Source organism: Paenibacillus sp. P36, from assembly GCF_045866505.1.
Taxonomy (GTDB): Bacteria; Bacillota; Bacilli; order Paenibacillales; family NBRC-103111; genus Paenibacillus_E; species Paenibacillus_E chondroitinus.
Map to the genome: position 1 here is coordinate 575,291 of NZ_AP038372.1, position 25,822 is coordinate 601,112.

At 51.2% G+C, this 25,822-nt stretch carries 16 protein-coding genes, 3 rRNA genes and 1 riboswitch; all 19 genes read left to right on the forward strand.

The annotated features are described in order from the left end of the window. The first annotated feature begins 5 nt into the window (after positions 1–5). On the forward strand, positions 6–1,220 hold the full coding sequence (locus ACKTT9_RS02690; RefSeq protein ID WP_407870391.1) for a DUF58 domain-containing protein: 1,215 nt from the start codon (positions 6–8) through the stop codon (positions 1,218–1,220). After that, a complete protein-coding gene (locus ACKTT9_RS02695; RefSeq protein ID WP_407870392.1) occupies positions 1,207–3,567 on the forward strand; it encodes a transglutaminase-like domain-containing protein in 2,361 nt (786 codons plus the stop codon). The genes ACKTT9_RS02690 and ACKTT9_RS02695 overlap by 14 nt, the downstream gene beginning before the upstream one ends. A gap of 111 nt (positions 3,568–3,678) precedes the next feature. Continuing rightward, complete coding sequence (gene guaA, locus ACKTT9_RS02700) at positions 3,679–5,217, forward strand: glutamine-hydrolyzing GMP synthase (RefSeq protein WP_407870393.1); 1,539 nt, start codon at positions 3,679–3,681, stop codon at positions 5,215–5,217. An 89-nt stretch (positions 5,218–5,306) separates the two neighbouring features. Next, positions 5,307–5,407, forward strand: a riboswitch (purine riboswitch). A gap of 142 nt (positions 5,408–5,549) precedes the next feature. After that, complete coding sequence (locus ACKTT9_RS02705; protein ID WP_407870394.1) at positions 5,550–6,953, forward strand: NCS2 family permease; 1,404 nt, start codon at positions 5,550–5,552, stop codon at positions 6,951–6,953. 336 nt (positions 6,954–7,289) lie between these two features. After that, a 16S ribosomal RNA gene (locus ACKTT9_RS02710) occupies positions 7,290–8,825 on the forward strand. Between the two features lie 176 nt (positions 8,826–9,001). Continuing rightward, a 23S ribosomal RNA gene (locus tag ACKTT9_RS02715) occupies positions 9,002–11,916 on the forward strand. A gap of 103 nt (positions 11,917–12,019) precedes the next feature. After that, positions 12,020–12,136, forward strand: a 5S ribosomal RNA gene (gene rrf / locus ACKTT9_RS02720). Together the 16S, 23S and 5S rRNA genes form the textbook arrangement of a ribosomal RNA operon. A 572-nt stretch (positions 12,137–12,708) precedes the next feature. Beyond that, the gene (locus ACKTT9_RS02725) at positions 12,709–13,266 is read left to right on the forward strand and encodes a chromate transporter (RefSeq protein WP_407872944.1); all 558 of its coding nucleotides are present in this window, start codon (positions 12,709–12,711) and stop codon (positions 13,264–13,266) included. Continuing rightward, positions 13,263–13,796, forward strand: a complete 534-nt coding sequence (locus ACKTT9_RS02730) for a chromate transporter (RefSeq protein WP_407870395.1) — start codon at positions 13,263–13,265, stop codon at positions 13,794–13,796. Before ACKTT9_RS02725 ends, ACKTT9_RS02730 begins: the two co-directional genes overlap by 4 nt. 308 nt (positions 13,797–14,104) lie before the next feature. Beyond that, positions 14,105–15,613, forward strand: a complete 1,509-nt coding sequence (locus ACKTT9_RS02735; protein ID WP_407872945.1) for an ABC transporter ATP-binding protein — start codon at positions 14,105–14,107, stop codon at positions 15,611–15,613. A 29-nt stretch (positions 15,614–15,642) separates the two neighbouring features. Next, entirely contained in the window at positions 15,643–16,731 is a 1,089-nt protein-coding gene (locus ACKTT9_RS02740; RefSeq protein ID WP_407872946.1) for an ABC transporter permease, read from the forward strand. Between the two features lie 46 nt (positions 16,732–16,777). Further along, entirely contained in the window at positions 16,778–17,707 is a 930-nt protein-coding gene (locus ACKTT9_RS02745) for an ABC transporter permease (protein ID WP_407870396.1), read from the forward strand. Positions 17,708–17,727: 20 nt separating this feature from the next. Further along, positions 17,728–18,213 (forward strand): nucleoside deaminase, encoded by a 486-nt coding sequence (locus ACKTT9_RS02750; protein WP_407870397.1) that lies wholly within the window; start codon positions 17,728–17,730, stop codon positions 18,211–18,213. Between the two features lie 214 nt (positions 18,214–18,427). Then, the gene (gene pucL / locus ACKTT9_RS02755; RefSeq protein ID WP_407870398.1) at positions 18,428–19,891 is read left to right on the forward strand and encodes a factor-independent urate hydroxylase; all 1,464 of its coding nucleotides are present in this window, start codon (positions 18,428–18,430) and stop codon (positions 19,889–19,891) included. Continuing rightward, positions 19,888–20,244, forward strand: a complete 357-nt coding sequence (gene uraH, locus ACKTT9_RS02760) for a hydroxyisourate hydrolase (RefSeq protein WP_407870399.1) — start codon at positions 19,888–19,890, stop codon at positions 20,242–20,244. The genes pucL and uraH overlap by 4 nt, the downstream gene beginning before the upstream one ends. Positions 20,245–20,292: 48 nt before the next feature. Continuing rightward, positions 20,293–21,690 carry an allantoinase gene (locus ACKTT9_RS02765; RefSeq protein ID WP_407870400.1) on the forward strand — a complete coding sequence of 466 codons (1,398 nt, stop codon included), beginning with the start codon at positions 20,293–20,295 and terminating at the stop codon, positions 21,688–21,690. After that, positions 21,683–22,984, forward strand: a complete 1,302-nt coding sequence (locus ACKTT9_RS02770) for a M20 family metallo-hydrolase (RefSeq protein WP_407870401.1) — start codon at positions 21,683–21,685, stop codon at positions 22,982–22,984. The genes ACKTT9_RS02765 and ACKTT9_RS02770 overlap by 8 nt, the downstream gene beginning before the upstream one ends. Continuing rightward, on the forward strand, positions 22,971–24,215 hold the full coding sequence (locus tag ACKTT9_RS02775; RefSeq protein WP_407870402.1) for a pyridoxal-phosphate-dependent aminotransferase family protein: 1,245 nt from the start codon (positions 22,971–22,973) through the stop codon (positions 24,213–24,215). The genes ACKTT9_RS02770 and ACKTT9_RS02775 overlap by 14 nt, the downstream gene beginning before the upstream one ends. Continuing rightward, positions 24,209–25,804 (forward strand): gamma-glutamyltransferase, encoded by a 1,596-nt coding sequence (gene ggt / locus ACKTT9_RS02780; protein WP_407870403.1) that lies wholly within the window; start codon positions 24,209–24,211, stop codon positions 25,802–25,804. The genes ACKTT9_RS02775 and ggt overlap by 7 nt, the downstream gene beginning before the upstream one ends. Positions 25,805–25,822: the final 18 nt, after the last annotated feature.

A 25,822-nucleotide genomic window follows, 5' to 3' on the forward strand; every position in this document is an offset into this window, starting at 1 on the left:
CATTCATGAAAAGCTGGGGTAAATCGTCGCTGCTCTTTGTGGGGTGTGTCCTATCGGTTCTGTTGGTTTATTGGCAAGGTGGCTTCGCTGCCTGGTATTTAGGATGCTGCCTGACTTTGATATGGATTCAGGCTGGATTGTTTTATGTCTTTGCGTTCAGAGGGCTGTCGATCAACCGGCAGTTGTCGGGAGAAGTATTTGTGGCGGGTGAAGATATCACGATTAGCCTCGGGATTGTACACCGTGCGCGGGTGCCAATGCCTTGGTTGGTCGTTAAAGAAACGTGGGTCCACGAAGCAAGCGGGGCTCAGTTGATCTATAGCAAGCTGCTTTTCCCATGGTTTCAGTCCACGATCCTTTTCCACTATAAAATTACGGGCCTGATGCGCGGCGTATATCGCTTCGCAGGCTGTGAAGCGGTCACCGGCGATATGTTCGGTTTCGCCGTTCGTCGAACGCGCCGGGACGAGATTCACCGGTGCCTCGTTTATCCGAAGGCGGATACGCTGGGCCGCTCCGGCATGACCTTTCACGCGGACGACGGCGACGTGCCTACCACCCGCGGTCCCAAAGCGGAGACACCGCTCATCAGCGGTGTCCGTGAGTATGCCAGCGGTGACCCGTATCACCGCATTCATTGGAAATCCACAGCCCGGTTGAACCGGCTGATGACCAAAGACCCCGAGCAGGCCGCCTCCGCGAAGCGGATGCTGCTGCTCGATGCGACGCCTGCGGCGGCTCCAGCTGAAGCGGCTCAGCCGCTGCTGGAGAAGGGCGTCGCCCTCGCGGCAGGCTTCTTCGAAGCCGCCGCTGGCGGGCGCGAGAGCTGCGGCTTCGCCAGCAGCTCGAACGGAAAGCGAATCGCGCCGACGATTCGCCCGGACCTGACGCTCGCGTACGAAGTACTCGCGAGCGTGGGCGGCAAGCCCGCCATGGCCTTTCCTGACCTCGTCAGGAAAGAGGCGGCGGCCTTGCCGCCGGATGCGTCGATAGTGTGTATCACATCGACGCTGGATGTGGCGCTGGTGCGCGCGATTGCGGATGCGCGCACCAGGCGCCGTTCCGTGCACGTGATCTACGTGCACGCCAAGCCCTCCCTCTCGGTCGCTGAGCGAGAGGGGGCTTCGCAGCTGCAAGCCGCAGGCTGCAGCTTTACGGAAGTGCCACACCCGCGGGGCCAGTGGCCGAAGCAAGGAGGTGTCGCGGATGCAACCGCTTGAACCACGGCGCGATTCGCGCATGCTCTTTCCATCATCGAACTCGTCTCGCAAGTCAGATGAGGGGGTTCACCTTTCAGGAGCCATTCCACCAGGCCCCATCTTCCACGCCAGCGCAGTAACTGGCACGGGGACATCATCGCCGCTCCACCAAACCTTTTTCCGAGACATCTTGATCTCTCTCTTGCTGTTTTTACTGATTTCAGAATGGCTCCGTCCATTGGCGTGGATGGCAGATACGTCGATTGAATCCGGCCCGATATTGGTCGTTTTTGCGTTATGCATCGCCATAGATTGTTTCAAAGTTCCTTATGCTTGGGGATGGACAGCCAAAGGTGTGTTGATCCTGCTTTTCGTCGGATTTATGTTTGACAGGGAAACCTTTATAACCGGAGCGTGGATCTTTGACTTGCTTGGAACGATCGTTCAGGATGCCGGTTATCTGATGCAGGCCCATTTCGACCTTATCAGCGGTGAACTCAGGACCTTGTTATTTTTGCTGGGCTGGTCGCTGCTTATTTCCGTGATACAGGCGCTCATGCTGCAAAGACAGCACAGCCTATGGTTTGTTGCTGCCACATTGAGTTATCTGGTTGTCCTACAATTGGTATTTGGTGCGGATACGGTGCAAGGCATCATGCGCACAATAGGATATGGATTGCTGCTGTTAGCGCTGCTGAATCTTTCGAGAATCGAGCAAACCTACGGCTTTGCTTCGGTTCGTCCCGGAAGCGCTTTTAGGTGGGTTGCCGTTAGTGCAGCCATAGTGGGGGTGCTAGCCGCAGCCGCCTGGTATTCGGCCAAGCAGGCCGAGCCGGAAGCTCTGATGAAGCCGGTAAGCTGGGCGTATATGTCCGATCGGTTGTTTGAACTTTACAATGAGGAGACGCATGCTGGAGGAACTGTGGCCAAATCAGGTTACGGTCAAAATGATACGTCCTTAGGAGGTCCACTCCAAGTAGACACGACTCCGGTATTCACTGCCAAAACCTCAGAGTCAACTTACTGGCGCGGAGAATCCAAAAATTTCTACGACGGCAAAGGCTGGACGCAAACGAATCAAACACTTGAATCGTACGCAGCGCCTGTTCAAACAAGTTCTGAAGGGCTTGTTACACAGGAAGTTTTGTGGAACGACAAGTCGCCGAATAAGCAGTTGTTCTTAGGTGGCAATCTATTGGGGGTGGACTCTCTTCTGACGGAGAAGGGGAAACCGTTATCACCTGACATTCTGCTTAAGTCTACACTCAGCGGTAAAGTGATTTTGCCTGATATCGCAGATCCTTTGTCTTATTACAAAATAACCGTGGAGCCTGTAAAGGAAGATCCGACTTTGCTGAATTCGGACGTCGGTTCCTACCCGCCTGAGATTACGGGCGATTATTTGCAGCTGCCGTCAACGTTGCCAAGGTCAGTTCGCAGCATTGCTGAACAGATCACAGCGAACCGGCTTACGCCTTATGCCAAAGCTGTTGCGATTGAGCAGTATTTGAGCCATACCTATACGTACAGCCTTGAGAAGCCGACAGCTCCAAGTCGAAACGAGGACTTTGTTAGCCACTTTTTGTTCGTGGATAAGACCGGTTATTGTGATCATTTTTCAACGTCGATGGTTGTAATGCTGAGGTCTGTGGGTGTACCAGCTCGTTGGGTAAAAGGGTTCGCGCCTGGCACGCTGCAGTCTGTTGACAGCGGCGCGGATCAGCTTCAAGAAGTATTGGTTCGCAATTCCGATGCGCATTCCTGGGTGGAAGTGTATTTCCCATCAATGGGGTGGGTGCCGTTTGAACCTACACCTGGATTCTCAGGGATTTCTTCTGACCATCCAAGAGAGACCTTAACGACGGCTGCTATGGAGCAATCGGCGATGACCGCTTCACTGATGAATATTCCGGCGCCTGGGAATTTTACAGCAAGTTCAAGCGAGTGGCTACAAGCCGCGAAGCATACCGTCATCGATTATGCCAAAACAAATCGAAACCCTCTCATCCTGTTGCTAGGAGGCCTCCTTGTGCTGGCGGCTTTTGTCCTACTGCTGAAGCGAAAAGGTTTCTTGTTTAACGGAGCGCTCGTTCCATTTTACAAACACAGCTTAAATCATCCGCATCCCCTGATTCCTTATATGGATCGTTTGTGGCTCCAATTATTCCGTAAATATGGCGTCAAACCTAAGGATCAAACCGTAAGAGACTATGTCACCGCTTTGAGTTTCAAGCATCAGGGCCAAAAGCAGGCGCTACATAAGTTTGCTTTAATCTATGAAAGCATCCGCTATGATGCCGTCAATTCTTCGCATTATACGAAGCGGGAAATTGTGGCAATATGGAAAGCCATTCAAAAGACACATTAAACCCCTTTACATCCTAGGTACCTAATGTTTAAAATTAGTACCTATAAATAGCGGTAAAAGGACAAGGGTACCCTTGACACCTCAACCGCTATGAAATTAGGAGGTCGGATAATGAGTAAACCGAGTGAAATGATCGTCGTTTTAGATTTTGGAGGCCAGTACAACCAACTGATTGCTAGACGAATCCGTGATTTGGGCGTGTACAGCGAGCTGCTGCCGTTCAATACAACGGTTGAGAAAATTCGCGAGCTTCAGCCAAAGGGTATTGTGTTCTCTGGCGGTCCATCCAGCGTGTACGGTGAGGGAGCACCAGCTGTTGATCCGCAAATCTTCGATTTGGGGATTCCGATTTTGGGGATTTGCTACGGCATGCAGTTAATTGCTCATCAATTGAACGGTAAAGTTGAACGTGCGCATACGCGTGAATATGGCAAAGCAGATCTTTCGTTTACCAATGAAAGCCCGCTGGTGAAAGGCTTGGAAGCGAAACAAACGGTATGGATGAGCCATGGTGACCATGTATCCGTTCTTCCTGAAGGTTTCGTCATCGAAGCGAGCACGGATTCCCTTGAAATTGCCGCAATGAGCCATCGTGAGCGTAATATTCATGCGGTACAATTCCATCCGGAAGTTCGTCACTCCCTTCAAGGGAACGAAATGATCAGTAACTTCATCTACGGCGTTTGCGGTTGTGAAGGTGATTGGACGATGTCCTCCTTTGTTGAGGATATGGTCAAAGAGCTTCGCCAAGAAGTCGGCGACAAGAAAGTCCTTTGCGCGCTTAGCGGCGGGGTGGATTCATCGGTTGTGGCGATTCTTTTGCATAAAGCGATTGGTCCACAATTGACTTGTATGTTCATTGACCATGGCTTGCTGCGTCAAGGCGAGGCAGAAAGCGTTATGGATACATTTGTAGGCAAATTCGATATGCAAGTGGTCAAAATCGATGCGCGTGAACGTTTCCTCGGCAAATTGGCTGGCGTAGCTGATCCGGAGCAAAAACGCAAAATTATCGGTACCGAATTTATCCGCGTGTTCGAAGAGGAGTCCGGTAAATTCGATGACTTTACATTCCTGGCACAAGGTACGCTATATACGGATATCGTAGAAAGCGGTACAGCTACAGCGCATACGATTAAATCGCATCATAACGTAGGCGGACTGCCGAAAGATATGAAGTTCAAGCTAATCGAGCCGCTCAAAACTTTGTTTAAAGACGAAGTTCGCAAAGTGGGCGAAGAGTGTGGTCTTCCTGCTGCAATCGTGTGGAGACAACCATTCCCAGGTCCTGGTCTGGCTATTCGTGTTCTTGGCGAGGTCACAGAGGACAAGCTCAAAATTGTTCGTGAATCCGACGCCATCCTGCGCGATGAAATCGCGAAAGCAGGCTTGGATCGCGAGATCTGGCAATACTTCACGGCTCTTCCGGGCATGAAAAGCGTTGGGGTTATGGGAGATGCTAGAACATACTCCTACACTGTAGGTATCCGTGCAGTTACTTCCATCGACGGTATGACAGCCGACTGGGCGCGTATTCCGTGGGATGTGCTGGAGAAAATCTCCGTTCGTATCGTGAACGAAGTGGAGAATGTAAACCGTATTGTCTACGACATTACGTCCAAACCGCCTGCTACAATTGAGTGGGAATAGATAAAATGGAAAAGACGAACATTCTGGGAAAATTTAACCCTGGAATGTTCGTCTTTTTTATTGACAAAGGGTTATTTCCGCACTAAAATGTGAAATGGATAACAGTTTTTCGTATAATCTTGGGGATTGGCCCGAGAGTTTCTACGAGATCACCGCAAATGATCTGGCTACGAAAAAAAGGACGGAATCTGTGTGAGTTACTATGACTTTTTGTGCTATGCATAGAAGGGGCAACTCTCATAGGGAAGCTCCTTTTTCGTACCCGGAATCAGGCAACATGATTCCGGGTTTTTTGCTGTTCCCCACCATTCGTTTTAGGAGGAGTAGGAAAAATGGATCGCTATTTCAAATTGAAACAAAACGGCACGACCGTAAGAACAGAAATCATGGCGGGGATTACAACCTTCATGACAATGGCTTACATCCTTGCAGTCAACCCAGACGTGCTAAGTGCTTTTAAATCGGGAGCTACCGGCGGTGACTGGACTTCGATTTTCTTGGCTACGGCGATTGCTGCGGGTGTTATGACAATTGCTATGGGGTTATTCGTTAACTTTCCTGTTGCGCTTGCGCCGGGAATGGGCTTGAACGCTTATTTTGCAACGATTATCTTGACATCACAAGGTAAGTTTACGTTTTCAATGGGGTTAACCGCCGTATTTATCTCGGGGATCATCTTTATTATTTTAACCGTGACCCGAATTCGTCAGATCCTCCTTGTCGCTGTTCCAGATGGCCTGAAGCATGCGATTACAGTGGGAATCGGCTTGTTTATCGCGATGATCGGTTTCAAAAACAGCGGTATTCTTACTGTCGCAGTAGAAAGCGGCAATGATATCAAAGCTCATCAATTTACAGATGTTCTTTCATTTGAAACAGTGTTTCATATGGGTTCATTAGAAGATAAAAGCGTTATTCTAACAATTATCGGTGTTCTGTTGATTTCCATTTTTATGGTGTTGCGCATTCGCGGTGCGATCTTGTTTGGTATCCTGGCCACTACAGTAATCGGCTACTTTATGGGGATGGTTAATCTCGGTACGTTGACAAGTGCAGATACGACATGGGTACCTGATTTAAGCAAGCTTCGATTCGGCGATTTTGACTTTGCAGGGATTATGACAACGGGGATTGTTTCCGTTATTGCTACATTTACGTTCGTTGAGTTGTTTGATACATTCGGCACAATGGTTGGAACAGCAAGTCGTGCTGGAATTATGAAGAATAAAGAAGAAGGCAACAAGCGTGTAGGTAAAGCGATGTTTGTTGATGCAATCGGTGTTAGTGGTGGTGCATTAGTTGGTACGAGTACGGTCACTGTATTTGTAGAAAGCGCAGCAGGTGTGGCAGAGGGTGGACGTACTGGTTTGACCGCCGTAACTACGGGCGTATGTTTCTTGCTTGCTCTGTTCCTAGCTCCAATTGCAATGTTGATTCCTGGTTCCGCTACGGCGGCTGCTTTGATCGTTGTTGGTGTTCTGATGGTGCAATCGATTCGTGAGATTGATTTCCAAGACTTCGTTATTGCTATTCCAGCGTTCCTTACAATTGTATTGATGCCTTTCACTTACAATATTGCGAATGGGATTTCCTTCGGTATTGTTACTTATGTGGTACTGGCAGCAGCAGCGAACTTGGGTGGTAAAAGTGAGAAGCGTTATTCCATTCACTGGCTTATGTGGGTATTGGCGATTCTTGTTCTAGCTCGTTACATCTTTATAGGAAGTCAAGGTTAAAAAGCTTTAGGCTCTGGTGCATGACGCGCCGGGGCTTTTTTTTGTTACCATATTTTACAATTAGAAAAAGACTTGCAATGCCTTTGCGTATTTGTTATATTACTTCTTGTCGCTTCGGCGGTCGAACGAAAGAACGAAAGTAACTGAAAAAAAGTTCTTGCAATCGAATAGGCTGATGTGGTATATTGATCAGGTCGCTTTTGAAGGCGATGGATGAATAAGGAAGAAATTGATCTTTGAAAACTGAACAACGAGTGAGTAAGCACAGTCGAGTAATCGACTATAAATGAGATGAATAATCTCGCTAGCAAGTCAATGAGTACAATCAGCTTTTCTATTATGGAGAGTTTGATCCTGGCTCAGGACGAACGCTGGCGGCGTGCCTAATACATGCAAGTCGAGCGGAGCACTTCGGTGCTTAGCGGCGGACGGGTGAGTAACACGTAGGCAACCTGCCTATAAGACTGGGATAACTATCGGAAACGATAGCTAAGACCGGATAACTGGTTTTCTCGCATGAGAGAATCATGAAACACGGAGCAATCTGTGGCTTATAGATGGGCCTGCGGCGCATTAGCTAGTTGGTAGGGTAACGGCCTACCAAGGCGACGATGCGTAGCCGACCTGAGAGGGTGAACGGCCACACTGGGACTGAGACACGGCCCAGACTCCTACGGGAGGCAGCAGTAGGGAATCTTCCGCAATGGACGCAAGTCTGACGGAGCAACGCCGCGTGAGTGATGAAGGTTTTCGGATCGTAAAGCTCTGTTGCCCTAGACGAACAGCAAGGCGAGTAACTGCACTTTGTGTGACGGTATAGGAGAAGAAAGCCCCGGCTAACTACGTGCCAGCAGCCGCGGTAATACGTAGGGGGCAAGCGTTGTCCGGAATTATTGGGCGTAAAGCGCGCGCAGGCGGTTAATTAAGTTGGGTGTTTAAGCCCGGGGCTCAACCCCGGTTCGCATCCAAAACTGGTTGACTTGAGTGTAGGAGAGGAAAGTGGAATTCCACGTGTAGCGGTGAAATGCGTAGAGATGTGGAGGAACACCAGTGGCGAAGGCGACTTTCTGGCCTATAACTGACGCTGAGGCGCGAAAGCGTGGGGAGCAAACAGGATTAGATACCCTGGTAGTCCACGCCGTAAACGATGCATACTAGGTGTTGGGGATTCGATTCCTCGGTGCCGAAGTTAACACAGTAAGTATGCCGCCTGGGGAGTACGCTCGCAAGAGTGAAACTCAAAGGAATTGACGGGGACCCGCACAAGCAGTGGAGTATGTGGTTTAATTCGAAGCAACGCGAAGAACCTTACCAGGTCTTGACATCCCGATGTAACACCTAGAGATAGGTGCCCTCTTCGGAGCATTGGAGACAGGTGGTGCATGGTTGTCGTCAGCTCGTGTCGTGAGATGTTGGGTTAAGTCCCGCAACGAGCGCAACCCTTGATCTTAGTTGCCAGCATTTCGGATGGGCACTCTAAGATGACTGCCGGTGACAAACCGGAGGAAGGTGGGGATGACGTCAAATCATCATGCCCCTTATGACCTGGGCTACACACGTACTACAATGGTCGGTACAACGGGAAGCGAAGCCGCGAGGTGGAGCCAATCCTTATAAGCCGATCTCAGTTCGGATTGCAGGCTGCAACTCGCCTGCATGAAGTCGGAATTGCTAGTAATCGCGGATCAGCATGCCGCGGTGAATACGTTCCCGGGTCTTGTACACACCGCCCGTCACACCACGAGAGTTTACAACACCCGAAGTCGGTGGGGTAACCCGCAAGGGAGCCAGCCGCCGAAGGTGGGGTAGATGATTGGGGTGAAGTCGTAACAAGGTAGCCGTATCGGAAGGTGCGGCTGGATCACCTCCTTTCTATGGAGACTCGGGTCTGAAACGACCCAGTCAAGTATCTTCGGATACACATCGCTTACTCACTCGTGTTCAGTTTTGAAAGGTTAATCCTTTCAATTACTTGTTCCTTGAAAACTAGATAACGAAATGAAACGTAAAGTAAGAACTTAGGTAGCAATACCAAATGTATTTTTCTAGGTTAAGCTAGAAAGAGCACACGGAGGATGCCTAGGCACTAGGAGCCGAAGAAGGACGTGGCGAACGACGAAATGCCTCGGGGAGCCGTAAGCAGGCTTTGATCCGGGGATGTCCGAATGGGGGAACCCAGCTGTGGTAATGCGCAGTTACTCATTACTGAATACATAGGTAATGCAGAGGCAGACCCAGGGAACTGAAACATCTAAGTACCTGGAGGAAAAGAAAACAAAAGTGATTCCGTCAGTAGCGGCGAGCGAAAGCGGAATAGCCCAAACCAAGGAGCTTGCTCCTTGGGGTTGTAGGACCTCGTTGTGGCAAAAGTTCGTTAGGCGAAGTGATCTGGAAAGGTCCGGCATAGAAGGTAAAAGCCCTGTAGCCCAAAATGAACGTATGCCTAGAGGTATCCTGAGTACGGCGGGTCACGTGAAACCCCGTCGGAATCCGGCAGGACCATCTGCCAAGGCTAAATACTCCCTAGTGACCGATAGTGAAGCAGTACCGTGAGGGAAAGGTGAAAAGCACCGCGGAAGCGGAGTGAAAAAGAACCTGAAACCGTGTGCTTACAAAAAGTCAGAGCCCTCTATATGGGTGATGGCGTGCCTTTTGTAGAATGAACCGGCGAGTTACGTTCCCGTGCGAGGTTAAGTCGAAGAGACGGAGCCGCAGCGAAAGCGAGTCTGAATAGGGCGCTTTAGTACGTGGACGTAGACCCGAAACCGTGTGATCTACCCCTGTCCAGGGTGAAGGTGAGGTAACACTCACTGGAGGCCCGAACCCACGAATGTTGAAAAATTCGGGGATGAGGTGGGGGTAGCGGAGAAATTCCAATCGAACTCGGAGATAGCTGGTTCTCCCCGAAATAGCTTTAGGGCTAGCCTCGGATGTGGAGTTGTGGAGGTAAAGCACTGATTGGGTGCGGGGCCCGCCAAGGGTTACCAAGTCCAGTCAAACTCTGAATGCCACAAACTTAAATCCGGGAGTCAGACAGTGAGTGCTAAGATCCATTGTCAAAAGGGAAACAGCCCAGACCATCAGCTAAGGTCCCCAAGTGTGTGTTAAGTGGGAAAGGATGTGGAGTTGCACAGACAACCAGGATGTTGGCTTAGAAGCAGCCACCATTGAAAGAGTGCGTAATAGCTCACTGGTCGAGTGACTCTGCGCCGAAAATGTAACGGGGCTAAACACGCCACCGAAGCTATGGCTTGCACGTTAGTGCATGGGTAGGGGAGCGTTGTATGTACGTTGAATTCTGACCGTAAGGACAGGTGGAGCGCATACAAGTGAGAATGCCGGTATAAGTAACGAAAAGATCAGTGAGAATCTGATCCGCCGAAAACCTAAGGGTTCCTGAGGAAGGCTCGTCCGCTCAGGGTAAGTCGGGACCTAAGGCGAGGCCGAAAGGCGTAGTCGATGGACAACAGGTGGAAATTCCTGTACCACCGTAGCCGTTATGAGCAATGGAGTGACGCAGAAGGATAGTGACGCGAGCTGATGGATGCTCGTCCAAGCAGTGAGGCTGGTTAGTAGGCAAATCCGCTAACCGTAAGGCTGGGCTGTGATGGGGAGGGAAATTTTAAGTACCGAAGGTCATGATTTCACACTGCCAAGAAAAGCTTCTAGCCAGGCGAAGGTGCCCGTACCGCAAACCGACACAGGTGGGTGAGAAGAGAATTCTAAGGCGCGCGGAAGAACTCTCGTTAAGGAACTCGGCAAAATGACCCCGTAACTTCGGGAGAAGGGGTGCCTCGGTAGGGTGAATAGCCCGAGGGGGCCGCAGTGAAAAGGCCCAAGCGACTGTTTAGCAAAAACACAGGTCTGTGCGAAGCCGCAAGGCGAAGTATACGGGCTGACGCCTGCCCGGTGCTGGAAGGTTAAGAGGAGTGGTTAGGGGCAACCCGAAGCTATGAATTGAAGCCCCAGTAAACGGCGGCCGTAACTATAACGGTCCTAAGGTAGCGAAATTCCTTGTCAGGTAAATTCTGACCCGCACGAATGGCGTAACGACTTGGGCGCTGTCTCAACGAGAGATCCGGTGAAATTTTAATACCTGTGAAGATGCAGGTTACCCGCGACAAGACGGAAAGACCCCATGGAGCTTTACTGCAGCTTGATATTGGACTTTGGTACGATCTGTACAGGATAGGTGGGAGCCTTAGAAGCCTGAGCGCCAGCTTGGGTGGAGGCGCCGTTGGGATACCACCCTGATCGTATCGGAGTTCTAACCTGGTACCGTAATCCGGTATGGGGACAGTGTCAGGTGGGCAGTTTGACTGGGGCGGTCGCCTCCTAAAATGTAACGGAGGCGTTTAAAGGTTCCCTCAGAATGGTTGGAAATCATTCGCAGAGTGCAAAGGCATAAGGGAGCTTGACTGCGAGACCTACAAGTCGAGCAGGGACGAAAGTCGGACTTAGTGATCCGGTGGTACCGAATGGAAGGGCCATCGCTCAACGGATAAAAGCTACCCTGGGGATAACAGGCTTATCTCCCCCAAGAGTCCACATCGACGGGGAGGTTTGGCACCTCGATGTCGGCTCATCGCATCCTGGGGCTGAAGTAGGTCCCAAGGGTTGGGCTGTTCGCCCATTAAAGCGGTACGCGAGCTGGGTTCAGAACGTCGTGAGACAGTTCGGTCCCTATCTGTCGCGGGCGTAGGAAATTTGAGAGGAGCTGTCCTTAGTACGAGAGGACCGGGATGGACGTACCGCTGGTGTACCAGTTGTCTCGCCAGAGGCACCGCTGGGTAGCTATGTACGGAGGGGATAAGCGCTGAAAGCATCTAAGCGCGAAGCCCCCCTCAAGATGAGATTTCCCAGTATGTAAGACCCCTTGTAGACGACGAGGTTGATAGGTTCGAGGTGGAAGTGCAGCAATGCATGCAGCTGACGAATACTAATCGGTCGAGGGCTTAACCAAATCAGCTGACTAAGCAGCTAGTCGCTACGTCTAACGTAGATGACAAATTCACTTTACGCAAGTTTCGTATCTAGTTTTCAAGGCGCAAACCACGCTTTGACTGTTTGGTGATGATGGCGGAGGGGACCCACGCGTTCCCATCTCGAACACGACCGTTAAGCCCTCCAGCGTCGATGGTACTTGAACCGCAGGGTTCTGGGAGAGTAGAACGTTGCCAAGCACAATGAGAAACCTTACAAGGAGAAATCCTCGTAAGGTTTTTTATCGTTTACTGCCATTACCGTGGGGTACTTACATAGCGATGAGGAGGGCGAGTACCTGCACCTTTTGCAGTAAAGTTGGATGAACGAAAGGCATAAAGCACATCATTGCCTCGTTAGGTTGTATTTAATACAACCTAACAGATACTTTTCCGCTACGAAATAACTTCCCGTTGCATAAAATACAACCATTTCACCGAAATATGCGAAAAAGGGGCTCGCAACTCAAAGAATGTTGCACTTTGTACAACGAAGTGGCAATCTCTCGCTATTTTTGCGTGATTTAAATGCATAAAATACAACATAGGCGACGCAGGAGTCCCCCCTGGTGAGTTGAACGTCCAAAGAAACCAAACATTGTTTGTCATTTTTACAAAAGTGCGGATAGAATCAGATAAATCATTTAAACTTAGATTACAATAAGGCAAAGTTTACTTTGATGCCTGCTTGCAGATGTATGTACATATAGATGCTGAAGTTGCAACAAGAGATAGGAGTGATGCGTGTGGGGAATACATATGTTCAGATTGGAATGGCGATGCTGCGTACGGGGATTCTGGGATATGGCGGTGGACCGTCGATAGTCCCGTTAATCCGGTATGAGGCAGTGACGCGTTTTCAATGGATGAAAGATGAGGAGTTCATGGAAGTATTAGCGATAGCGAATACGCTGCCGGGACCCATTGCAACGAAGTTGGCCGGGTATCTGGGCTACCGCCTTAAAGGAACAGCTGGAGCGGCAGTTGGGGTGCTTGCGCATATTGTGCCTACCTGTGTGGCGATGGTGGGGTTATATTCATTTATTCAATTTTTTAGTACGTCGCAAGTGATCAAAGGGATGATAGCTGCTGTTGTGCCGATTGTTGCGGTGATGCTAGGTGTCATGGCGTATGAGTTTGGGGAGAAAGCCATCAAGGGATTGGGCTGGGTGGCAGGTATTACTTTTTTCGTAATCTCTTTCTTGCTGCTGCAGACGTTTTCTGTGCATCCGGCGATTGTCATTTTTCTCTTCCTCCTATATGGCGCCTTCCATCATAAGCTCAAGGATAAGTGGAAGAAGAGACAGCTGGGGACTGGTGAGGACGCATGATGGAATGGTGGCATTTATTCGTTAGTTTTTTTCTGGCAAATGTGTTTGGATACGGAGGAGGACCATCTTCGATCCCATTGATGTATCAGGAGATTGTCACGAACCATGACTGGATGACCAGCAGCGAGTTCTCTAATATGCTGGCGCTGGGGAATGCCTTGCCTGGGCCGATCGCGACGAAGATTGCCGCTTATGTCGGGTTTCAGCTCGGCGGATGGGTCGGGGTTTTGGTGGCTGTAGCGGCAACGGTGGTTCCGTCGATCATCGCACTCATCATTTTATTGAATATCCTGCAGAAATATAAGCAATCTCCTGTGATAAAAGGAATGACGCTGCTTGTACAGCCCGTAATTGCTATCATGATGGTGCTTGTTACATGGAGCAGTCTGGTGGAGTCTACAAAGGCAATTGGATATCTTCAGTTTATTGGCATCGCGGCAGTCGCATTTTATCTCATTCAAAAGAGAAAGATTCATCCTGCTTTTGTCATTGTGGCCGGCTTTGTATATGGCGGCATCTTTCTTTCCTAGAGAGCGATTAGCTAAGGAGCAGTCACAAAACGTCTGTAGAGACGCTTTGTGACTGCTCCTTTTTGCGTTCGCGTTATGTTAGTTGACGCTTCTTTTGGTGCTTAGCACAAAGTAAGAGGTATTTTTCGTATGCAGCGCTAATAAGATGTGATGTTAATTGACGTATATTTCACCTGAACAGTATAGTGGAAAAAATGGATAGAAGTATGTAGCAGCAGCAGATCCTTCATGGGGAGATGCTGTTTTGAGCATATGCGGTAATACGAGGAGGGGCGCGATTGAAGAAAGAGGAGCAGTACTCCGTTGAGATGATCCGGATTGTGAAGCAATTTGGCTCGGTGATCGCGAACGATGAGGTGAATTTTCAGGCAAAAGCAGGAGAAATTCATGCGCTGCTCGGGGAAAATGGCGCCGGCAAAAGCACGATGATGTGCATGCTCTCCGGGGTATATCGCCCCACACATGGCGAGATCCGCTTGCGTGGCGAGAAAGTGCGCATTCGCTCACCTAAGGATGCGATGCGGCTTGGCATCGGCATGGTGTTTCAAAACTTCAGGCTTGTGCAGACTTTAACGGCCGCGGAGAATATTGTGCTTGGCGAAACGTCCTCATTCTGGAGAGGCCAACGTTGGTTAACTCGGAAATCAGAGGAGATTGAGGCGATTTCCAAGCATTTTGGGCTGCCGTTCCCAGTCGACAGGCCGATCTGGCAGCTATCCGTCGGCGAGCAGCAGCGGGTAGAGATTGTGAAGACGCTCTATCGCGGAGCCGACTTCATTATTTTGGATGAGCCGACGTCGGTCTTAACGCCAGGTGAGGTCGAGCAGTTGTTTGAGACGCTGAACCGAATGAAGCAGGAAGGCAAAACCGTCATTATGACCACACATAAGCTGAAAGAAGTGATGTTCGCTTCCGATCATATTTCTGTGATGCGCAAAGGAAAAATGATTGCAACGATGGCGAAATCAGAGACGAGCGAACGTGATTTGGCGCAGCTGATGGTCGGACAAGAGAGCGTAAATGCCCGAACCGTTGTGAGGGAGAAGCCCTTGGGCAGCCCTATGCTGGTGGTCAGCGGTTTGAACGTTTATGCAGATCAGGGACGTAAGGTGCTGGATGGGCTTCATTTTGATGTGAAGGCAGGGGAAATTGTCGGGGTTGCCGGCGTCTCTGGAAACGGACAAAAAGAGCTAGCGGAAGTGTTAACAGGACTTCGCCCATGGAAAGACGGTGACATCCGTTTTGATGGCAGTCCGCTGCGCAACGGTTCAGTGCGGGGAGCTATCGAGCAAGGCATCGCCCATGTGCCGGAAAGCCGGATGAAGAGCGGTCTCGCGGGAAGCTTGGGAGCGGTCGATAATCTGCTTTTTAAAACCTACCGTACCCCCGAACGCTCACGCTTTGGTCTACTTCGCACAGAGAAGAATCGGAATTGGTCGCAGAAGCTTGTTGAGCTTTTTGATGTGAAGACGCCGGGAATCGATGCGCCTGTGCACCACTTGTCGGGTGGCAATCAACAGAAGCTGCTCCTCGCCAGGGAAGTGGACCTCGATCCGAAGCTGATGGTAGCGGTACATCCAACGCAAGGGCTCGATGTAGGTGCAACAGCTGGCGTACACGATCTGTTAGAGGGACTGCGGAAAAAGGGACGTTCTGTCCTGCTCATATCCGAGGACTTGGATGAGGTGCTGCAGCTATCGGACCGGATTATGGTCATGTACGGCGGACGCATCGTGGGCAATATGGCCCGAGAGGAAGCGAACCGCGAATATATCGGTATGCTGATGGCGGGGTCTGAGGAGGAGGACGCAGGATGAGTGAACAACAAACGGTCGGAACGATTCCGATGGAAGCGAAAGTCGTCAAGCGGGAGTCAGGCATGCGTCTGCCGTATCGTTTGGAGATTGACCCGGCGGGTCGCGAAAGCCCATGGTGGATGACCATTGTGTCCATCATTTTGGCGTTGGTAGCTTGCGGTATTTTTATCTCTTTGAATGGCATGAACCCGATTACCGTCTATGCCAAAATGCTGACAGGAGCCTTCGGCTCTTCCTTCGGTCTGACGGAGACGTTGGTTAAGGCGATCCCGCTGCTGCTGTGCGGCTTGGGCGTATCGATTGCGTACCGGATTTCCGTATGGAATATCGGTGCGGAAGGGCAGTTTTTGGCTGGTGCTATGGCGGCGACAGCGGTAACGATCTATTTTCCACACCTTCCAATGTACCTTTCAATTCCCTGTATGCTGGTGGCTAGCATCGCGGCCGGGGGACTTTGGGGGCTGTTGACGGCGATCCCGAGGACCTATTTTCAAGTCAACGAACTGATTACTTCCTTGATGCTGAATTATGTGGCGCTGCTCGCTTTGAATTATGCGGTATTCGGCCCATGGAAAGATCCGAAGGGTTTCAACTTCCCAGGATCGCCGATGTTCACTGCGGCGCAATCTTTGCCTACTTTTGGGGCTTCGCGGCTCCATTTGGGCATCATTTTTGCCATCGTTGGTGTGCTGCTTTATGCGTTCGTCATTCGATATACACGTTGGGGATATGAACTGCGACTCATCGGAGCCAATGCAGAAGCGGCGCGGAATGCAGGCATAAGGATTTCCAGGCATGTGTTAGTGGTTATGGTCATTAGCGGAGGTCTGGCTGGGCTTGCCGGCATGGGGGAAGTATCGGGTGTGGCGCATCGTCTCATGTACGGGATTTCTCCGGGGTATGGGTATACGGCGATTATTGTGGCATGGTTGGCGAAGCTGAATCCGCTTAGTTTGGTGGTTTCGTCGGTGCTTTTTGGCGGATTAATTGTTGGTGGATATAGTGTGCAAACGATTGGTCTCCCGTCGTCGATTTCGTCGATGATTCAAGGAGCTATCTTATTTTTCCTGATTGCAGGCGGTATGGCGGGGAAGTTTCGCATGCGTCGTAACAGCTGATTAACTTGAGACAACAGTAGCCATTGAGGAGAAGGGGCTGAGTGGGATGGAGATCCTTACGCAATTAATTGTTTCGGCTATTTCTTCGGGGACTCCGCTGCTTTTGGCCGTGCTTGGTGGGATTCTCATCGAGAGGTCCGGTATCACCCAGTTAGGAGCAGAAGGGCTTATGCTGATGGGAGCGGTAACTTCTTGTCTTTTGTACATACATACCGGGAGTTTAGCTTTGGCTATTCTCTGTGTTCTTGCCGTGAGTGGACTGCTGGGACTGCTTCATGGGGTGCTGAGTGTATCGCTGCATGCGAATCAAGTGGTTTGCGGATTGGCGATGACGATTTTTGGTACCGGTCTTAGCGCATACCTGGGTAAGCCGGTGAGTGGGCAGCCTCTGACCGGAGCTGTGCCAAAGCTTCATTTGACTTGGCTGGAGAATGTGCCTTTTTTGGGGAAGATTTTTGCGCATATGGACCTGTTTACTTGGTTTAGTTTTGTGCTGGTGCTTGTGATGCATCTGTTTATCCATCGGACTTCATGGGGGCTGCACTTGAGAGCTGTCGGGGATAATCCTGCAACTGCCGATGTCATGGGTATACCTGTCGTGGCAATTCGGTATGGCTGCGTTATCATCGGTTCCATGTTAATTGGCCTAGGTGGAGCAGATCTGCTGCTTGTGTACACGCCGACATGGAATGAAGGGATGACGTCCGGGCGTGGATGGATTGCCGTGGCGCTCATTATTTTTGCCAGATGGAATCCGATTCGGGCCTTGGTGTGCGCGTATTTCTTTGGGGTTCTGGATATTCTGGGTTTCCGGGTACAGCTGATTGGGAGCCATATTCCTTCTTATTTTCTGAAAATGATTCCCTATCTCGTAACCATTCTCGTTCTTATGTACTTAGGCTGGCGTAACCGCAACAAGCCTTCGGGCGCGCCGGAAGCGCTTGGCGTTCCCTATATAAGGGAGCAAAGATTTTAGACGAACATGGAGGGTAGCCGATGAATGGACCAGAGAATCACTTATTCTATTTAAAAAGATGTGTTGAACTTTCCGTCTTAGCCAGACAGTCTGGCAATACGCCATTCGGTGCACTGTTGGTAGGGCCGATGGGTGAGGTTCTTTTGGAGCAAGGCAATATAGAGATAACTGAGTCCAACTGTACGGGGCATGCTGAAACCACACTGATGGAAGCGGCCTCGAAAAAATACAGCAAAGCCGAGTTATGGGCATGCACGCTGTACACGTCTGCTGAACCGTGCGCCATGTGTGCGGGTTCTATTTATTGGGGCAACGTGGGACGCGTTGTGTATGGCATTTCGGAGACGCGTCTGGCTGAATTGACCGGGGAGGATGAGCAGAACCCGACGTTGGATTTGCCGTGTCGGGTTGTTTTTGCTCGAGGCAGCAAGCCTATACAGGTGATCGGCCCGGTTCCGGAGATTGAGGCGGAGGCCGTTGCGGCGCATGCTGGTTATTGGGGGTGAAAAGCGCGTTGCAGAAGCCCAAAAATGAAAACCGCTAGGGAGAATTCCTTGTCCCAAGCGGCTTTTTTTGTAATTTCACAAAAAAAGTTACTGATGTTATGAAACTTTACAAACTTCTTTCATATAAATTGACCCATGGGGATGGCGCATTTACAATGAAACAAATCTTGATCAAGAATGGTTAACATTTACATCGTTGGAGAGGTGATGGGGAGTGGCGCTAACGCTTCAAGAAGTGAATGAACTGACACAGAAAGGGTTCGTCGAGACCTTCGGCCCTTTGTTTGAACACTCCCCTTGGGTGGCTGAGCGGGCGTGGAGTTCACGGCCTTTTGCAACAAGGCAGGATCTGATCAGCAGTCTGGAAAGGGAAGTATGGCGCGCGGATCGGGAAGAGCAGTTGGCTCTGCTGCGAGCTCATCCCGACTTGGGAACGCGAGTTCGCATGACGGACCACTCCGTAAATGAGCAGGCGGGAGCTGGCCTGAACCAGTTATCACCGGAAGAATACGAGCAGTTTCTTCAGCTTAACAAGCAGTATACGGAGGCTTTTCAGTTTCCGTTCATCATGGCCGTCAAGGGTCAGACCAAGGAGACGATTCGCGAAGCGCTGAGCCATCGCATTCATCGAGAGGTGCAGGAGGAGATGGGTAAGGCTTTACAGGAGGTTTGCAAAATCGGGCGGTTTCGCCTAGAGGCCGTGCTAGTAGACGAAGCGGAGGGGAAAGCGATGAAGAACGGATCTGAGAGAATCATGTACTACGGCAAAGGCGACGTATGGGTGTACAGGTCTTACGCAAAACCGCTAACCAATCTGACGTTAATCCCTGAATCGGGTTTTGTGGGACGAGACAATGTGCTTTTTGGGATGAATATTAAGGTGGCGGTTAGTGGGGAGAAGTTTTTCACTTCTTTTACAGAGGGGGATAACACGCTGGTCGTAGCCACGGATTCCATGAAAAATTTCATCTTGCGCAAAGCTGGAGAATACGAAGGCGCAACGGCTGAAGGATTTCTCGCCTTCGCAAGCCGCAAGCTGTTAGAAACATACCCGCAGATGACCGGGGTGAAAATGACAGCCGACCAAGTTGCTTTTGATCCGCTGCCGGTACCGGGAGCTAAAGGTTTTGAGAATGGGAATCTGGTCTACCGGTATTCACAAAATGAGCATCCGACAGCCAAAGTAGAGCTTACAAGGACGGAAGAGGGCATCGCGATTCAGGAGCATGAAGGCGGTATGGCCGATCTGAAGTTGATCAAGGTGAAGGGCAGTTCATTCGCAGGCTTCGTAAGAGATGAGTATACAACACTGCCGGAATCCTATGACCGCCCGCTTTTTATTTTCCTGGACATTGCTTGGAGCTATGAGGAAGTGGAAGATGCGCTGGATTCGGATCTGGGACGTTATGTGGCTGCGGAGCAAATTCGGGACATCGCACATACGGTTTTTCATGAACAACACTCGCCATCGATTCAAAATCTCATCTACCGCATCGGACAGCGCGCATTACTAAGGTTCCCGCAGTTAAAAGAGATTCGGTTCGAATCCAACAACCGTACTTGGGAAACGATTCTGGAACACGCCACGGCAGGTGAAGGAAAGGTGTTCACAGAGCCAAGACCGCCGTATGGTTTCCAAGGCTTTTCGATGACAAAGCAAGATCTGGAGGGCCTATGAGCACTGGAATAACAACGCACGTTCTGGACATTAGTCAAGGCAAACCGGCACAGGCGGTTCGGATAGAGTTGTACCGTCTTCAAGAGGGAAGGGCCGAGCTTCTTCGGGCCGAAGTCACGAATGCCGATGGCCGATTGCAGGGACCGATGCTGAGCGGGGAAGCTTTTGTACCCGGAACCTATGAGCTAGTTTTCCATGTCGGAGATTACTTCAGAGAGACGGGAGTCCTTCTATCCGATCCTCCTTTTCTGGATCAAGTGCCCATCCGTTTCGGCGTTGCCGCAGCAGATAGCCATTATCATGTCCCGCTTTTGATAGCACCGTGGGGATATAACACATATAGAGGAAGCTAGTGTTTGGAAAAAAGTGTGGCTATATCTACGTCCGAGGGAGGATTTCGCATGGATGATCAACAGTTTGACCTCGTGATTCGCAAAGGTACCGTGGTGCTCATGGATGCCGTGCGGCAGGTAGACATCGGTATTTTAGGCGGCAAAATTGCTGCGCTAAGCGAAAATCTCATGTGCTCGGAGCAGACGCCTGTTTATGAGGCGGAGCACCTGCATATTCTGCCCGGCATGATCGATGCACATGTTCATTTCAACGAACCGGGGCTTGGTCATTGGGAGGGGTTCGCGACAGGCTCGTCGGCTCTTGCAGCAGGAGGATGCACGACATTTATCGATATGCCGCTTAATGGCGTACCTCCAACTGTAAGGCTCAGCGCTCTGGAACAAAAGCTGGCAGCAGCCCAAGGACACTCCGTAATCGATTATGCCCTGTGGGGAGGCTTGGTTCCCGGCAATATCGGGAATCTACAGGAACTGGCGGAAGCGGGCGTCATCGGCTTTAAGGCTTTCATGTCTTGTCCCGGCGGAGAAGGGGAAGATATTTTCGCTGAGGTGGACGACAAAACCCTCTATAGAGGCATGCAGGAGATCGCCCGCTTGGGGTTGGTGCTCGCTCTTCATGCTGAAAGCGAAGAGATCATATCCAAGCGAGCCGCCAAGGCTCAAGCGGAAGGCAGACGAGGAGCGCTCGACTACGTCGCGACGAGGCCGATTGCTGCAGAGCTGGAAGCGGTGAACCGCGCGCTGTGCTACGCAGAGCAGACGGGCTGCCGGCTGCACTTCGTGCATATTTCCAGCGCGGAAGGTGTGCAGGCCATCACGGAGGCGAAGGCCAAAGGGCTGGACGTCACGGTGGAAACGTGCCCGCATTATTTGGCACTGACCAGCGCCGATCTGGCGCAGCTGGGTCCTGTTGCGAAGTGCGCACCTCCGCTGCGCACAGCGGAAGATCAAGACCGGCTGTGGGCGGAGCTGATGGCCGGGCGGCTTGATATTCTCGCTTCGGATCACTCCCCATGCCCAACGTCCATGAAGCAGGGGGATTTCTTCGAAGCGTGGGGCGGTATCTCCGGGGCGCAGAGCTCCATGGAGCTGATGTTGGATGAGGGCCACCTTCGCAGAAATGTGTCGCTGCCCGAGCTGTCGAGGATGCTTTCGCTTGAGCCTGCCAAGCGTTTTGGACTATATCCTCGCAAAGGGGTTATTGCCGTCGGAGCGGACGCCGACTTCGCATTGGTTGATCTGAGCAGGGGGTATACCCTGCAGGCGAATGATTTGCTTTACCGCCACAAGCATAGTCCTTATGTGGGGCGGGCGTTTGGATGCCGTGTGCAGGCGACCTTTTGCCGTGGAAGTAAGGTGTATGAGCTTGGAGAAGGAGTTACGGAGGCGGCGGATGGCGCATGGTTACGTCCTGCAGTGATCGTTGGAGGTGAGGTCGGTGGCTAAAAGAGTACCGAATTCACTTGATTTGCTGTCCCAATTCGGAGAGCGGATGCTTGAGGAGTTGGAGGAGCTTTCCTCGTATGGGGCTAATGCCGAAGGAGGCGTGACTCGACTGCTGTATACGGAACCTTGGCTAAGAGCACAGCGAGCGATTGTTAGCAAAATGCAGCAGCTGGGATTGGAAGCCGGTTTTGATGCGGTTGGCAATGTATTTGGAAAATTGCCGGGTAGTCAGCCGGATGCGAAGCCGTTACTGACTGGTTCACATATCGATACGGTCAAAACCGGCGGAAAGTACGATGGCGCCTACGGTGTCGTCGCCTCGATGATGGCTTTGGGTTATCTGAAAGCAGTTTACGGTGCTCCGAGGCGAACGTTAGAAGCAGTCTCGTTCTGTGAAGAAGAGGGCAGCCGATTCCCGTTGGCCTACTGGGGCTCAGGGCATGTCACCGGCGTAAGACCCTTGCGGCTTGCGGCTGAGATTGCAGATAGCGATGGCATAACTTTGCTTGAAGCGATGCGGGAAGCAGGATTTGATGTCACAGATGCTACAACTGCTGGGCAGCAGTATCCGGCAAAACGCAAATTCATTGGCGGCTATATCGAAATTCATATTGAGCAAGGTTCTATTTTAACCTATAAAAAGAAACAAATTGGCATTGTAACGGCCATCGTTGGCCAAATCCGACTAACTGTACAGGTAACAGGGAGCTCCAATCATGCGGGAACAACACCGATGAAGATGCGCAAGGATGCGCTCGCCGGAGCGGCAGAAATGGTGGCAATAACGGAGCAAATGGCCCTTGAGGCAGGAGAGCCGCTTGTTGCTACTGTGGGACGTTTGGAAGTGAAGCGGGGAACCTCGAATGTGGTGCCGGGCGAAGTGGAATTTACACTGGATATTCGGCATACTGACGAGCCGGAGATGCGTACATTTTGTGTAAGGTTGCTAACAAAGCTCGAAGAGATCGCGATGCGAAGAGGGCTTATTATAGAAACGGTTGAAAATTTACATGCTCCACCAGTCGCGATGCAGGAAAGCATGGCGAACGAAATTGAGGCTGCCTGTGAAGCCGGCGGATTTCTGCATATGCGGCTGCCAAGCGGCGCAGGACATGATGCTCAGCTGTTCGGACCGATCTGTCCGTCAGCGATGATTTTCGTACCGAGTGTTGGCGGCATAAGTCACAGTCCGGAGGAATTTACGGAAGCGGATGATCTGATCGCCGGATTCCACACACTGGTTCACGTGTTGTACCAATATGGCTATGGGGGGAAAGCAGATGAAAAGCTATAAGGACTTGTCGCCCTCACTGAGAACCATTATGACCCCCGGACCGGTAGAGGTCGACCCACGGGTGCTGCGTGCGATGTCGTATCCGATTCTGGGACAGTTCGATCCGGAATTTACAGAATTAATGAATGAAACGATGGAAATGCTTCGCGATGTGTTTCAAACGAGCAATCAATGGGCCTTTCCAGTAGATGGCACCTCGCGTTCCGGTATTGAAGCCGTGCTTGTAAGTGTTATTGAGCCAGGGGACAAGGTGCTTGTTCCTATTTATGGACGTTTCGGCCATCTGCTTGTAGAAATCGCTGAACGCTGCGGTGCAGAGGTTCTCATGTTGGAGCGGGAGTGGGGCTCTGTGTTCGAGGCACAGGAGATCATAAACGCCATCCACCGAGAAAAACCGAGCATCGTCGCGATGGTTCACGGCGAAACGTCAACAGGCTGCATCCAACCTCTTGAAGGCATTGGCGCAGCTTGCCGGGAAGTGGATGCACTGCTTGTGGTAGATGCGGTAGCTACAATTGGTGGTGTCCCGGTTCAAACGGATGCTTGGCAGCTCGATGCTGTCATCGGCGGGACGCAGAAATGCTTGTCCGTCCCATCCGGCATGTCGCCGATCACCTATAATGATCGAGTCGAGGCCAAGGTGCTGCGACGTAAAACGATTGAACGGGGGCTGCGTGACCAAGGGGCGGCCGTCTCCAGTTTGAAGCCAGTGGCGAGCAACTATTTTGACTTGGGTATGCTGCAGGACTACTGGAGCCCGAAGCGGCTCAATCATCACACGGAAGCGACATCCATGCTTTATGCTTTGCGCGAAGGGCTGCGATTAGTCCTGCAGGAGGGACTGGAGGAACGCTTCCTTCGTCATAAGCGTCATGAAGCAGCGCTGGTCGCAGGCTTGCAGGCCATGGGGCTTACGCTATATGGGAACCCGACATGCAAGCTGCCGGTCGTCACTTGCATCCGCATTCCGGATGGGATTGACGGGGAGTCTGTACGCTCGATGCTGCTGAATACGTTCGGAATCGAAATTGCCAGCTCTTTCGGGCCGCTGAAGGGTCAAATTTGGCGAATCGGCACGATGGGCTTTAGCTGTAATCAAAAGAACGTACTTCACGTTCTTGGCGCTCTGGAAGCTGTTCTTCTCTGGCACAGAGCTGATGTGAATGTTGGTGCAGCGCTGCAAGCAGCCCTCACTCAATATGCGCGTAAGGAGGAGGAACAGCCATGTTAAACATCATGCCGCGAGCGGAGAATGCCATGGTTGCTACGCCACATTATTTGGCTAGCAGCGTGGGCAGCGCGATTTTGCAGCAGGGAGGCAATGCTTTTGACAGTGCGATAGCCATTAGCGCGACGCTCGGCGTTGTGTATCCGCATATGACGGGCATTGGCGGTGATGCTTTCTTCCTGATGTACGATGCAGCGACAGGCACTCATATAGGCTTCAACGGAAGCGGGAAGTCTGCTGCGCTGGCGAGCCCTGATTTTTACGAGGCCAAAGGCTTGCAAGCGATTCCGCAGAGAGGGATTCTAAGCGCAATCACGGTGCCGGGCATGGTCGATGCGTGGTGGCAGGTGTGGGAGAAATACGGCAAGCTGCCATGGGAGAAGCTGTTGGAACCCGCAATTTCCTATGCGGAAAAGGGGTTCCCGATTTCACGAAATTTACGCTACTGGATGAAGAAGGATGAAGCTTTCATTCTGGCTTCTGAACAGCTTAGTGCGATCTATACGGCTGGCGGCGAGCTTTTGAAGGAAGGGGACCGACTGGTTCAGAAAGAGATGGCCGAGACGCTGCGCCAGATTGGTCGGGATGGCCGGGATGCTTTTTACAATGGCGCTGTCATGAAGGCAGTTGTGGAACATATGCAGCGGGATGGCGGATTGCTGCAGGAAGAAGATTTCACGAGTTATGCCGGGGAATGGGTGAAGCCACTCTCTACCACGTACCGTGGCTATGAAATTTATCAAATGCCGCCGAACTCGCAAGGATTCACAGCGCTAATGATGATGAATATGCTGGAAAATATAGAAGTAAGCGCAGTGCCCAGAGCTTCAGCCAACTTTTATCATATCATGTCGGAAATTATTAAAAAGGCGTTTAAAGACCGTGATCTGTATTTAACTGATCCCCACTTTCGGGAGATTCCGCTGGAGCGTCTGCTGTCCAAGACTTATGCCAAGGAGCTCTGGCAGGCCATACAAGATGAGCCGTTTAAGGCAAGTGAGCATTTATCTCCGGCAATTGGCCAAGATACGGCTTATGCGGCTGTCGTTGACGAAGCGGGCAATTCCGTTTCCTTTATACAAAGCCTCTATTTCGACTTCGGCGCTGCCTATGTGCCGGGGGATACGGGGATGATTATGCAAAATCGGGGCTCTTTTTTCTCGCTGGACCCTGCTTGCGCGAACGTGTTGGAGCCGAAAAAAAGGTCGTTCCATACGTTAATGCCGGCTATTGTCAGCAAGGAAGGTAAGCCGTACATGTTATATGGCACCCAAGGCGGGGAAGGTCAGCCGCAAACGCAGCTTTCCATCCTTACTGGTGTACTGGACTATGGATTGTCCATTCAAGAAGCAATATCACTTCCCCGTTGGGTCTACGGGCGTACATGGGGGGAGGACGGAGATGCGTTGAAACTTGAGCATCGTTTGGATGATGACGTCTATGCCCGTCTCAAAAAATGGGGACATCGGGTAGAACCAATGAAAGCATGGGATGGCATCATGGGGCAAGCGCAAGGGATCGTTATTGATGAGCGGGGTTTTATGAGCGGAGCTGCGGATCCGAGAGGTGACGGTCTTGCAATCGGCTGGTAAAACGATGGTAAGACGATG